General features: G+C 51.0%; 7 protein-coding genes and 1 pseudogene. 4 read left to right on the forward strand and 4 right to left on the reverse strand.

The genetic code is table 11. The features are described from left to right. Positions 1–215: 215 nt before the first annotated feature. From K8V32_RS10795 to K8V32_RS10805, 3 genes and pseudogenes are all read right to left on the reverse strand, one after another. The gene (locus tag K8V32_RS10795; RefSeq protein WP_303907096.1) at positions 216–2,036 is read right to left on the reverse strand and encodes a heparinase II/III family protein; all 1,821 of its coding nucleotides are present in this window, start codon (positions 2,034–2,036) and stop codon (positions 216–218) included. A gap of 102 nt (positions 2,037–2,138) precedes the next feature. After that, positions 2,139–2,810 (reverse strand): annotated as a pseudogene (locus tag K8V32_RS10800) (ABC transporter ATP-binding protein); the annotation flags it as partial. 188 nt (positions 2,811–2,998) lie between these two features. Then, positions 2,999–3,892, reverse strand: coding sequence for an ABC transporter permease (locus K8V32_RS10805; protein WP_303907102.1), 894 nt, complete (start codon positions 3,890–3,892; stop codon positions 2,999–3,001). A gap of 312 nt (positions 3,893–4,204) precedes the next feature. On the opposite strand from K8V32_RS10805, the gene wecB reads away from it, so the two are divergent. Together wecB and smc are read left to right on the forward strand one after the other, a co-directional pair. Beyond that, the gene (wecB, locus tag K8V32_RS10810; RefSeq protein ID WP_303907106.1) at positions 4,205–5,368 is read left to right on the forward strand and encodes a non-hydrolyzing UDP-N-acetylglucosamine 2-epimerase; all 1,164 of its coding nucleotides are present in this window, start codon (positions 4,205–4,207) and stop codon (positions 5,366–5,368) included. Between the two features lie 24 nt (positions 5,369–5,392). Continuing rightward, a complete protein-coding gene (smc, locus tag K8V32_RS10815; RefSeq protein WP_303907109.1) occupies positions 5,393–8,950 on the forward strand; it encodes a chromosome segregation protein SMC in 3,558 nt (1,185 codons plus the stop codon). Here smc and K8V32_RS10820 read toward each other — a convergent pair. Continuing rightward, on the reverse strand, positions 8,947–10,233 hold the full coding sequence (locus K8V32_RS10820; protein ID WP_303907112.1) for an MFS transporter: 1,287 nt from the start codon (positions 10,231–10,233) through the stop codon (positions 8,947–8,949). The two genes, smc and K8V32_RS10820, sit on opposite strands and share 4 nt — an antisense overlap. Positions 10,234–10,338: 105 nt before the next feature. Between K8V32_RS10820 and ftsY the strand changes: the two genes are divergently transcribed. Together ftsY and ffh are read left to right on the forward strand one after the other, a co-directional pair. Continuing rightward, on the forward strand, positions 10,339–11,523 hold the full coding sequence (gene ftsY / locus K8V32_RS10825) for a signal recognition particle-docking protein FtsY (RefSeq protein ID WP_303907115.1): 1,185 nt from the start codon (positions 10,339–10,341) through the stop codon (positions 11,521–11,523). Between the two features lie 139 nt (positions 11,524–11,662). Further along, positions 11,663–13,255 (forward strand): signal recognition particle protein, encoded by a 1,593-nt coding sequence (gene ffh, locus K8V32_RS10830; protein WP_303907118.1) that lies wholly within the window; start codon positions 11,663–11,665, stop codon positions 13,253–13,255. Positions 13,256–13,472 lie beyond the last annotated feature (217 nt).

Here is a 13,472-nt window from a genome sequence, read left to right on the forward strand (position 1 = left end):
TACAGCAAGACAAACCCTACTGCTACAGCACGTAACCCCTGAAGTTCCGATCGAAACGAGCTTCTCAGAGGAGCTGCCGACTGCGTTGGTTGGATTGTCTTGCTCAGCATGCTTTGACAATAGTGATCATGGAGTTACGAGGCAAACCAGATCGCTGTTGTTCAGTGGTTTCAGAGGAACTGTCCAGTGTATTCCCTGAAAAGTATAACTTTCTACTAATCTTGCTGCTTTTTGAGGTGGGTACGGCTGGGGCCGACGGAAAGATGAGAGACACCCTGTGATGATGTAATAGCTAATTTGAAAGATTTCATTTTGGAACGTTTTTTGAGTGAGACGTCAATGTTGTGTTCGTGCACCGGAGAAATAACCACTATCGATTCTGCTTTATCAGTCGCAAAATTAGCGTGTACCGAGGTGCCATCTCTCATATTTTTCCATCTAATACCGATGAGCCCGCGCCTGGACTCTCTCTTTCGATTGCCTCTGACGACATCGAATTCGGGTTGGTCTCCGAACCATTGCATCACGATTTGCTGCGCCTTATCGGCGAGTTGTAGGGAGGTCGGATCGTTTCTCGACACTTCGATACCGATGTCTATGAGCCATTGTTGGCAAATCTTTTGAGGTTTGTCCGTGTACACCCGATCCCAAATAACCCAGCAGTTCGTGGCTGGAAGATATATGACGCGACGAAGCCATCTCGCTGATTCGAAATTTTTATCAAGAATTTCGATGACGTGAAGATGCTCGTCGTGCTGAACCAGCACAGCGGGAACATCGCCTGTCTCGTCGTAAGTTTGTTCAGGAAGATTGACGAGGCTATGCGCAGATCTCGACTTAGTATACTCTCGGTCAAGATTTCGCTGCTGATAACTGTGGAATCCGCCGTCTGTAATCCATCGACGACCCAGTGTGTAAATATGGAGACTACCCCGGTCATTATGGGAATGTCTCTGTAGGTCAGGACCATGTCTGACGATTGTGTGGGATTCGTCTTTGAGAGGGCGTTTCTCGCCCCAGCCGCTGCGAGAGACTGTCAAGCCGTTAGGAAAGTGTCGGAATAGTGGAAGGTTCGTCGCCTCAACTTCGCCTCGCACTACTTGATCAAGTAGGGGGTGGATACCTGAGCGACCCTTTCCTCGTCCTCCGTCACCAATCTGAGGCATGGTCTTGTCGGGCAAGATGAGGTGTGCCATTGTTTCTCCAGCTTTGTTCAGGCGTGCTAGAGCTTCGCCAGGAAGGTCGTAGCCTTCGAGCTGCACTCTTTCGCGTGCTTGTAGCCACCACACAAGGTTGTATTGGTGATAGGCAACGGAGCCTTCTTCATTGAGCCCTTCACTGTCGAAAGCATTTAGGACTTGTGTTCCGAGCCGATCGATTGCTCGGGACACTCCGGTATCATCACTGAGCACACTTGATACTACGAACAACCCGAGGTTTTGATGTAGTCCGTGGTTGCCCGGCACAATCCGCGCATCGTCCATAAGCCAGTTTCGATGTGTCACCAAACAATCGATATACCATTGATCACCGGACTCCATGAGTGGAGCCCCCAAACTTATCTGAATGGCTCTATTGCCATCGGTCATATCCATCCAGGCATATTTATCTTTGGCCTCATGAATTGGAATATTTGTGTCAGCCCAGGAGTAAACGATACGTTTCCACTCATTCCTAGACTCTTCATCTCCGTCTAAGGCTGCCCATAAAAAGGGGTTGATCCAGCGAAGAGTGTGGAACTGAAAGCGCCAGTTACGATCATTGAAAGGATCCGCTGCCCAGTCCGTATAGTCGCCAGTCCAGGGACCATGTGGAGGGAGAGTGATCGTTCCTTGTTTGAGAGCTCTCAGTTGATCCTCTGTCTGAGCATGACGAGCATAGTGCTTACCGATCGACGCTTGCCGCTCAGCGGCCGCGAAATTAAGGTCACTGACTGTAAAATTATGCTCAGTGTATATTTGCTCTGAGTCGCGGCGTTGTCGAGTTCGATTAGCCTCTTTAAAGGACCCGTAGAACCGCTTCACCAGGGATCGCATTAATCAAACAGCCTTTCGTCAATAAGCTGGACCTAATGATATCCGCTTCCGTAAGACTGAACCCTAGTGTGGCGTTTGTCTTCTCTCATAGAAATGCGGTGACTAAACCCATGACACAGTTTGGGGTAGGTATGAGTTGCGGATCTCTTCCAGGTAGGACGCGCCCGCTTTGTACTTCTTTTGGGCCATACGTTTGGTGTAGCCATGGTATGCCTTGGTAACCTCAGCAGGCTCTCCGTCCATGACCAGTTCGCCTTTTTGAATCCAGATGCATCGATTCGTCATCTCCCGGATAGTTGGCAACGAGTGGCTAACCAAAAAGACTGACCCGGCTTGTTCACGAAGCTCCGCTATTCGTGCCGCAGTGCGATCCCGAAATTGCGCATCACCAGTATTTAGCGCTTCGTCAATTATAAGAACCTCAGGATCCATGCTCGTAGCAATCGCGAACTGAAGCCTAGACGCCATGCCGGAAGAATAGGCCTTCATCGGCAATCTGAGAGCGCGGTCGTCTAGGCCTGATAATTCAATAACGGCCTTGCGTTTTTCCTCGACCTGTTGACGCGTCATGCCCATAGCGAGGCAACCGAGCGTGATGTTATCGTATCCAGAAATTTGGCGGACCAGCGCGGCATTGACACCAAGCATGATCGGGGTTGATGTTGCGTAGATCGCTCCCTGCGTTGGGGGCAGGTGTCCTGTGAGAAGCTTCATGAGGGTAGATTTGCCTGAACCATTTGTCCCAATGACTCCGACGGATTCACCAGTTCGTACTACAAGCGAGAGAGGTTTTAGCGCTTCCACATGCTGTTCAGTAACGCCTGCTATTCCCTTGATTCGTTGTAAAAGACCTCGTGGACCGTTACCTTGGCTAGCACTTCGAATCGTGTAAGTGAGGGAAGCCTGATCCGCTACAACGGTTGCATCAGTAACGGCAGTTTTAATGGTCGGTGTCGTACTCATTAACGCTCCCTTCCGTATTTTTCTTCGCCTTGCCAGAACATCAAAGTACCGATGATCAGCAGGCCGACTGTCCAACCTCCGAGAATGAGCCACCGCATCGGCTCAGGCCAAGTGTCGTAGAGAAGAACATTGCGAGACATATCGAGAACGTTGAATAACGGATTAGCATTCATAAGGCCAAGAATAAGCGGCATATCGGCGAAACGTTCTACGCTATAGAACACTGCTGAGAGGTACATCCAGATTCGCGTTCCGAATGTGATGATATGTGTGAAATCATTCCAGTCTGCAACGATCCGCGCGAGTACGAGGCTCAACCCTAAATTGAACAAGAATTGTAGAGCAACAATAGGAATGAATACAAGCCATTTCCAAGTAATAGGCTCAAGCGGCGGAATGACTAAAATGAGCGCGAACATAGTGACGTACGTAGTCACATTTCGCATCATCTCTCGGACGTTAATTGCAAGCGGAAGCGTCATCCGTGGGAAATTAAAGGCTGTGACCAGAGAACGATTTCCAGAGATGGCTTTTGACCCAGCTACGATCGTTGAAGCGGTGAAACGATACATAAAGACCCCGATGATCAAATAGGCAACGAAGTTTTCAATACCTCGACTGGTCCCGAGCAATACACCGAAAACTAAGAAATAAGCAGCACCATTAAGAATAGGGTTCAGTACCATCCAGACACGGCCAAGGCTATCGTCAGATGATTCGCCAGCGATCCGCGACTTCGAGTCGAAGACAACGAAATGCCGGAATTCCCAAACTCGTTTGAGATATATCCAAAGGCCCTCGCGGCGTCCTACCCGGGTGAAACCAGTACCATCAACGTGTAGGACTCTGGTACCTCCCTCACCTGATGGGTTGGATGCATCCTCAGTCGCCATGTAGTTTCCTTTCAGTGGCCTCGAACATAAGGCTCGCAGCCAAAAGCTCACGCTACGCTATCGACCTATAATACTTTCACAATTTTAAGTACTGCGGTAATCGCTGCGTTCGTCGCTTAAGCTGAGACAGGCCGGCAGATCCCCTGACAGAAGCATATAAATTGCCTCTTCTCAGTTTAGGCGTCACGGTTTACGTGAACGCCCTAGTAGAACGATATGGTGGATAGCGTCCGGAGCTAGGACTTCTGTCCATGGCGACACCCCCATCCAATAGCACGTCAATAGGTGCCCGTCCCTGAATAGAGGAGCACGTTGAAAAAGATAATGCCCGTATACGGCACGCGTCCTGAGGCCATCAAGATGGCACCAATTATTAAAGCACTGGAAGCATCTGATGCTTTAGACCCAGTAGTCACAGTGACAGGTCAGCATCGCGAGATGTTGGATCAGGTCAATGAACTCTTCGGCATCACACCCGCTCATGACTTGAATATTATCCAGCCACGACAAACACTGAATGCTGTCATGGCCAAGACCCTGATGGGACTGGATACTATTCTGGAAGAAGTTGCCCCAGACGCAGTGATCGTACAGGGTGACACAACAACCTCTACGGCTGGAGCGATCGCTGCTTTCAACCGTGGTATTCCGGTCGTACACGCCGAAGCTGGGCTTCGTTCATTCAATATTTTCTCTCCATTCCCCGAAGAAGCCAATCGGAAACTTACAACTCAGCTGGCTTCCCTGCACCTTGCGCCTACTTCAGTATCCCGAGACAACCTGCTGCGCGAGACTGTTGCTGCTGATGATGTTTATGTCACGGGCAACACTGTTATTGATGCGCTCTACGACGTTGTTGATAAGAAAGTCCCGTTCGACGACGAGCGACTACGTGACGTAGCAGCAGAGGTTGAGGGAGGCAAGAAACTTGTGTTGGTCACGACGCACCGTCGTGAAAACCAAGGCGATGCTATGCGCGGTGTCGGACGGGCCTTAGCCCGCTTGGCAGACACGCACTCGGACGTTGTATTTGTCTTGCCTGCTCATAAGAACCCCGTAGTTCGCGAGGCAGTACTGCCATATATCGAAGATCAATCCAACGTGGTCGTTACCGAGCCTCTGGCCTATGGTCAGTTCACGCATCTCATTAGCTTGTCGAGTGTAGTACTCACAGACTCTGGAGGCGTTCAAGAAGAAGCTCCGGGCCTTGGAAAACCAGTGTTGGTCATGCGCGAAAATACTGAACGTCCAGAGGCTGTCACCGCAGGAACTGTTCGGCTTATCGGTACTGACGAAGACCGTGTCTTTGATGAAGTTCATACTCTGCTGACTGATTCAGCAGCCTATGAGGCGATGGCTGAAGCCGTTAACCCATATGGTGACGGCAAAGCAGGTGCCCGTACCGTTTCTGCCATTGAGCAATTGCTGGGCGTAGGTGCACGTATGCCTGAATTTGATGATGGTCTAAACAACTAGCCCCTTTGCACTTGCGACCTTCTCATGTACCTTAAAACCCTCACAATTCGTGGTTTCAAATCCTTTGCATCGAAGACCACGTTTGAATTTGAACCAGGCGTTACATCCGTCATCGGACCAAACGGTTCGGGGAAATCAAACGTGGTCGATGCATTGGCATGGGTCATGGGGGAGCAGGGAGCAAAAAACCTGCGTGGCGGGAAGATGGAAGATGTCATCTTCGCTGGCACCACCGGGAGGGCACCGTTAGGTCGTGCCCAGGTTGAACTGACCATTGACAATTCCGACGGTACCTTGCCGATTGATTTCTCCGAAGTCACTATTAGTCGAACGCTTTTTCGATCCGGCGGTTCTGAGTACCACATCAGCGGAGAACCAGCACGCCTTCTCGATATTCAGGAACTTCTATCGGATTCTGGTCTTGGCCGAGAAATGCATGTCATCGTCGGTCAGGGGCAACTTGATCGCATTTTGCAGGCTACACCTGAAGAACGCAGGGGTTTCATTGAGGAAGCCGCCGGCATCCTGAAACATCGCCGAAGAAAAGAGCGTTCGGAACGCAAGCTCGAATCAATGCGTGCCAACTTAGACCGGATTCGAGACCTCACAGAGGAAGTTCACCGCCAACTGGGTCCCCTGTCTCGGCAGGCAAACACCGCCCGCAAAGCGCAGCGTATTCAACATGATGTTCGCGATGCTTCAGCCAGACTCTTGGCTGATGACGTTGTCACCGCATCGGCACGGCTTCAAGACCTTATCGACGCCGATAATCTACTGGAACAACGTCATAAAAAACTCACTCAGGACCTTGAAGAGCGCGAGAAACATAACAAGGAGCTCGCGGAGCGAACTCAACAGACGACTCAGGCGGCTGACCGGGCCCGTGACCACCGGTATCAGCTCACCGCGCTAACCGAACGGTTCCGTTCTCTACAAGCACTGGCAAACGAACGTTTAAAAACAAGTTCCAGGCCAGCTGTTGCGTCCTCAGGGCTGTCGCCGGAAGAAGCCGAAACACAGCTGAAGCAAAACCAAGATGCGCTCGAGGCGAGTCGCGATAAACAACAAAAACTCGAATATTCACTGAATGAAGCTGTAGCAGCACGAGAACAAGCGGAGAAACAGGTTCGCGTGGCTCGCGAAACCTACACTCAATTGGTTCGTGAAGAAGCGGACCAACAGAAATCGTTCGCCATGGCCGAAAGTCGAAAGACGTCAGCTGAAACAAAACTGCAGTCGCTTGAAGCACAACTTATCCGGATTAACCAAGACGAGACTCTAAACGCTGAGTCATTTGCTGACGGTGAGCAGGAAATTGCGTCACATAAGGAGAACTTGGCCGTAGTCGAGGCCGAGTTAAATCAGGTACGTGAGCAAGAAGCTGAAGCTCGCGAACGGGAACGAGAAGCACGCCAGCAGGTCAAAACAGCTGAAGGCGTGGTCAATGAACTTCGAAGTACGGAAAGTGCTGCCCGTGCTCGTGTTGAAGTACTTGCTCAATCGTTACAACCTGATCCAGGCTCCGCTAAAGCGACCATTGCGAACATCGGTGGACAAGATTTCTCCGAAATTCTTGACATTGAACCAGGATGGGAAAAAGCTATCGCAGCGCTCCTTGCAGGTTCCATTGACTCCGTATGGTTTGATACATGGGCCGCCGGCTACGAGGCTGCTGAAAAACTTCAAGACGAAGAAATTTCTGATCTCCGTATTTTCTTTGGTGACTTCTCACAGGGAACCGTCGCTGATATCGACTTTGACAACGTTCTTCGCATTGCAGACATTGTGAAACCCCGTGAGGGAAAGCAGATGAGCTTTCAATATCTCATGTCGTATTTCACCTCGTCAGTTGCTGTTGAGAACCTTGAGGATGTCCAGCACCTCTTGCAAGAACACGAGCTGTTTGAGGCTCATCCCAATTTTCACATTGTCACAAAGCAAGGGCACCTCATCACGAGGCATTGGCTAGAGATTCGCGGCAAGGGGGATACCACTTCGCTCGAACAACGAGCTGCATATGATCGTGCAATTAACGATGCTGAACAGATCATGAAGAAACTTGAAACGGCACAACTCGTGGCACAAGAGGCAATACGAAACCATAAAGAACTAAACCAAGTCCGCCAACAGTATGACCCAGCTATTCAACAGCTGCAAACGCAAGTGACAACACTGCGGGAGCGTATCAAATTACAATCACGTGCCATCGAGCAACAACGCATGGCTCAGAAGCGTAGTGCACAGCAGCAAGAAAAATTGGCGAAGGACCTGGAAGAAGCTCGGAAGTCCTACGAACAAGCGGCCGAACAGTTCGATGCACTTCAGGCGGCAGCGTCTCTGGCCGAAACAACCTCTGGTGGAACAGAAGACGCCGCTGAAGCCCAGCAACAGGCGGAACGGAACGCTACCAAGACTCGTGCAGATGAGACTGAAGCCCGCTTAGCTTTGCGAACAGCGGAGAACGTGACCCAGCAAGCTGAACAACGGGTGGAACAGTCTCGCCGACGATTGTCGTCTGCGAAAATCGCCCACCAAGAGTATCAACGTGCGTTAGTGCGACAACGTCGTATGCAACATCGGCTCAGCGCTCTTTTGACTGGTATTGACCGTGCCATTGAACATATTGAACAAAGTGTTCTTCGTGCCGATTCGGATTACGAAACGCTCGAAGCTCAACGAGTTGAGATGGTTACTCAGCTTGAAGACAGTGAAAAAGCCATCGCGAGCTTGCGAGAAGAACTCACTCATGTACAAGAACAGCTGCATGAGCGGCGATTAGTTCGTCAGGAACATGAGATCAAGTTGGAGCAGCTTCGTGACCGTGCACTCACGGAGCTAGGCTATTCCCATGAGTATTTAATAAAAAATTTCGGTCCGGATCAGCCAGTCGATACTGGAGACGACGAGTCCACAGAGATTATTCTTTATGATCGGCATGAGCAACAGAAGCGATTACGTACCGCCAAACGAAATCTCAGCGCATTGGGAAAGATTAATCCATTAGCGCTGGAGGAATATGCTGCAGTTCAAGAGCGCTATGAGTATCTCACGCAACAGTTGGAAGATCTGGAAGCATCACGCAGAGATCTATTGAAAATTATCGAAGACGTGAATGACACAGTCCTGAAGGTCTTCACTTCGGCCTATGAGGATACCGCTGCTCAATTCGAACATGTCTTCGCCACACTCTTTCCGGGTGGTGAAGGTCGGCTTTCATTGACTGAGCCGGACAATATGCTGGAAACAGGAATTGAAGTAGAAGCAAGACCCGCAGGTAAGAAAGTGAAACGACTCTCACTGCTCTCCGGCGGAGAACGATCACTGGCGGCTATCGCGATGCTTGTCTCAATCTTCAAGGCACGCCCCTCGCCGTTCTACGTCATGGATGAGGTTGAAGCGGCCCTAGACGACACCAACCTGACGCGATTGCTGACGATCTTTAAAGAATTACAAGCCGATTCGCAATTGATCATTATTACTCACCAAAAACGGACCATGGAAATTTCTGATGCGCTCTATGGTGTTTCTATGCGCGGGGACGGCGTCTCCCAAGTGATCAGTCAAAAGCTAGATCACGTTTAATCTGCACCATGCTCACATCGACTCTCAGCCTGGGAAACGTTCTGCATTGCTCCAGATTTTAGATCGCGCCCAGTTGCTCGAGTATTTGTTTCTGGCGCGAACACCCATACAAGGCAAGCTAGAGCAAGAATGACGCCTGTTATGGCGAACCCGAATTCAAAACCATAGATGTCTACGACCCAACCGATGAATAACGGCCCGATGATTGCACCAACATCGGAAGCCATTTGGGCAGCAGACATCACAGAACCGGCTTTCCGCTCTTGCCCAACTAGATCAGCAATGGCTGCTTGCTGCGGTGCGTTGAGCATGCCTGTCCCAGCTCCTGCAACCAGCGAAGCGAAGAAGAACAGGAATGGGCTCGTCATGAATCCAAGTACCCCGGTGCCCAGCGCCGCTACAGCCAGCCCTATGACAATCAGTGGTTTGCGTCCATACTTATCTGACAACCGAGATGAAAATGTTACTGCCGTAACATTGCCCACAGCAAAAACGGACAGAGCAACGGCCGCGGTCTGAGCGCCATCTAGAATAAAGCCTGTCCCAGTAAATGCTGATGCCGCAAAGAGCGGCATTATGGCGTTTCTCACACCAAAGGTCGCCCAACCATTGGCAAAAAATGATCCGAGCGCGGCGCGATATGGGTGTTCTTTGACAGCGTCTGTGAACGACCAGGCAACACGTTCATCGACTATCTTATGGCGCTCACCGTTTTTGCGACGATGTAGCCCGAGGTATACAACGAGTGACGCGATGAGCAGCGAACCACCGTAAATAAGGAATGGCGCACGAGGTCCCAAGGCCACAAGAAGCCCGCCGACAAGAGGACCAGTAATGTTCCCGATGAGAAATGCAGAAGCATAAGCACCGGATACTCGACCGCGGATTGTCGGGGGTGATTTCGCTGCAAGGAATGACATTGCGGAGACAGTAAACAGAGTAGAGCCAAAACCACCCAGGCCTCGGAAGATCAAAAGTTGCGTATATGTCTGAGCGAATGCAACAAGAAACATAGAAATGCCGACAATGGTCACGCCAGTGATGTAGACACCTGATTCGCCAAACTTCATGGTTGCTCGCCCGGAGACTGGTGCGAGAATCAACCGCGCTAAACCGAAGATTGACACCACGGCTGATACACCAAAAGCACCGACGCCGAATGACTCGGCGTACTCGGGGAGGACCGGGGTGATAATGCCAAAGCCGATAGCGATGATGAAAGCCGCAGCAATTAGAATGCGGATCTCACCGGGGACTTTAATCTTTTCCATCGACGCAGACATATACTTCATTATGACATGCAACAACTGGAGATTTGGCGCGGTTTGGTGTGCCCGTGGCATAACACGAACGTGGCACTGGGTGAAAAGTGTGCCAAACTATAACTTGTGGAACTTCTTCTTATTGCCTTTCTTGTACCTGTCCTGGTCGGCGCCGGCGCAGTTGTCGCACTCGACCGGCCCGTTGATGAACCTCAAGTCAAAGTACTCGAACCGCCAACATCTACCTCAGTAACGGCTCCAGCACCGGTTGAAGAACCAACAGTTGAAGAAGAAGCTGTTGTGGAACCGGAGGTTGAAGCAGAGCCAGAACCGGAACCGGAACCTGAGGTTATTGCTGAACCCGAGGTCGAAGTTGAAAAGCCGGCACCCGCAGCAGGACGCTTAGCCCGGCTACGCGCCCGGCTGGCAAAATCGAATAACGTCTTTTCCAAAGGGCTGCTCGCATTACTTGCCCAGGATGACATTGACGAAGATGTTTGGGACGAGATTGAAGAAACGCTGCTGATATCGGACTTAGGTGCGGATCCAGCTATGGAACTGGTGGACCGTCTTAAGGAACGCGTGACCGTCGAAGGTACTCGCGACCCTGAAACCGTTCGGGCGATGCTTCGCGAAGAGCTCATTGCCATGGTTGACCCAGCGATGGACCGCAGACTCACCGCAACTCGCAAGGAAGATAAACCAGCTGTCATCATGGTTGTCGGAGTCAATGGTGTCGGTAAGACAACCACTGTGGGGAAGCTCGCCCGCGTACTGGTGGCTGAAGACCGTGAAGTTATTCTCGGTGCAGCAGATACCTTCCGTGCCGCAGCCGCAGAACAGCTGACTACCTGGGGCGAACGCGTGGGTGTTGAAACTGTGCGTTCTGAACAAGAAGGTGCCGATCCGGCATCCGTAGCTTTTTCCGCAGTCGAATCAGGCATTACACAAGAAGTTGACGTTGTACTGGTCGATACCGCAGGCCGTTTGCACTCCAAGGCGAACCTCATGGAGGAACTCGGTAAGGTGAAACGTGTTGCCGAAAAGCAGGCGCCAGTTGATGAAGTCCTGCTGGTGATCGATGCCACGACGGGACAGAATGGTCTTGCGCAGGCCAAAGTCTTTACTGAAGCAGTGAATGTCACCGGTATCGTGTTGACGAAAATGGACGGTACAGCCAAAGGCGGTATCGTCGTAGCAATCCAGCGACAGCTCGGCGTTCCGGTCAAGCTGATTGGTCTTGGGGAAGGGGCCGACGATCTGGCCCCGTTTGAAGTAGAGACCTTTGTCGATGCCCTAATTGCTAACTAAAAATGCTTTGCTGCAAGATAAAACAGTTGCAGCAGATGTGTACCTGGCGCTTTGACTTGATAAAGTGAGTCGCCAGGTACCATTTTTTAATGCTCGACACATCTGATTCGAGCTGAGTCGACAACAAGGATAATCGCACGTGTTCAATACTTTGACGGAACGTCTGTCCTCCACCTTTAAGAATCTTCGTGGTAAAGGGCGACTGACACAAGCAGATATTGATGCAACAGCACGCGAAATTCGTCGCGCCTTGCTAGATGCTGACGTTGCGGTACCTGCGGTACGTGAATTCATTGCACACGTGAAAGACCGTGCCCTGGGCGAAGAAGTCTCTGAAGCTCTTAATCCGGGACAGCAGGTCGTCAAGATCGTCCAGAGCGAGCTTGAAGAGATTCTTGGTGGCGAAACTCGCAACATTCACCTTGCGAAAACTCCACCAACTGTCATCATGCTTGTTGGTCTTCAGGGTGCAGGTAAGACCACCCTGGCTGGAAAACTCTCTAAACACCTCAAGCAACAGGGACATACGCCTCTGCTCGTTGCAGCTGACTTACAGCGACCAAATGCTGTCAAACAGTTGCAAGTCAACGGTGAGCGTGCCGGAGTACCCGTATTTGCGCCACACCCCGGTGTTTCTTCCGAACATGAAGATCCCACCGGTAACCCAGTTGAGGTAGCAAAAGCTGGTGTCGAGGAAGCCAAACTTCGCCAGCACGATATCGTTCTTATCGACACCGCAGGCCGATTGGGTGTCGACCAAGAACTCATGCAGCAGGCCTCTGACATCAGAACTGCAACCAATCCTGATGAAGTCTTATTCGTTATCGATGCAATGATTGGGCAAGACGCCGTAGCGACGGCTCAGGCATTCAACGAAGGTGTCGGCTTTACCGGTGTAGTCCTATCCAAGATGGACGGTGACGCTCGTGGTGGTGCTGCACTCTCAGTCAAATACATCACCGGTAAGCCCATCATGTTTGCCTCGACCGGTGAAGGCCTTGACGACTTTGAGGTATTCCATCCCGACCGGATGGCGTCGCGTATTCTCGACATGGGTGATGTCCTCTCGCTTATCGAACAAGCCGAGCGGACGATCGACAAATCTCAGGCCGAGAAAATGGCTCAGAAATTTGCCGATCAGGAAGACTTCACACTTGAAGACTTCCTAGAGCAGATGCAGCAGCTCAAGAAAATGGGCTCGATGAAGAAGATGCTCATGATGATGCCCGGTGCACAGGGCATGCGCCAGCAGCTAGACCAGTTTGATGACTCCCAGGTGAATCGCATCGAGGCCATCATTCGTTCTATGACGCCATACGAGCGCAACGTGCCCAAGATTATCAATGGTTCTCGTCGCGCCCGCATTGCTGCTGGTGCTGGTGTTCATGTTTCAGAAGTCAACACGCTTCTGGAACGCTTCCGCGAAGCTCAAAAAATGATGAAGCGTATGGCAACTGGTGGGGGAATGCCCGGCATGCCAGGAATGCCTGGGGGAGCAGGAGGACGCCGGCCCGCTCGCAAAGGTAAGGGCAAGGGTAAGGGCAAGAACCGTAAGCAACAGCGCTTCGGAAACCCAGCTCGTGCTGAACAAGAAGCTCGTAAAGAACAGGAACGGTTAGCTAAGAAAGCTAGTCAAGAAATTGGTTCGGCTTTCGGCGCCGGTGCTGATACCCAGAACTTCGATCCATCAGATCTTAACCTGCCGAAGGGTTTCGAAAAATATCTTAAGTAGAGTTCTGAGACAGAGCATTTGTTTTCCACTGTAATTGGAAAAAGCTGACGGTATTTGCAATAATAGTCCGGTACTGATCCACTGGGCAGATTACCCTCTATTCTCTGTTCGGTGCGTCCGTTCGCGATGCATTCGTAAAACCTGCCCCCAGGTCTTTCGAAAAGATCGCAAAATATTATGAAACAGGAGCAACCACAAAAGTGGCCGTAAGAATCCG

It is taken from the genome of Enteractinococcus helveticum, from assembly GCF_020742345.1.
Lineage (GTDB): Bacteria > Actinomycetota > Actinomycetes > Actinomycetales > Micrococcaceae > Yaniella > Yaniella helvetica_A.

Excerpts from the sequence above, each read along its gene's own strand:
- K8V32_RS10820 (WP_303907112.1), bottom strand. The coding sequence starts at position 10,233 with ATGTCTGCGTCGATGGAAAAGATTAAAGTCCCCGGTGAGATCCGCATT.
- K8V32_RS10805 (WP_303907102.1), bottom strand. The coding sequence starts at position 3,892 with ATGGCGACTGAGGATGCATCCAACCCATCAGGTGAGGGAGGTACCAGA.
- smc (WP_303907109.1), top strand. The coding sequence starts at position 5,393 with ATGTACCTTAAAACCCTCACAATTCGTGGTTTCAAATCCTTTGCATCG.
- K8V32_RS10795 (WP_303907096.1), bottom strand. The coding sequence starts at position 2,036 with ATGCGATCCCTGGTGAAGCGGTTCTACGGGTCCTTTAAAGAGGCTAAT.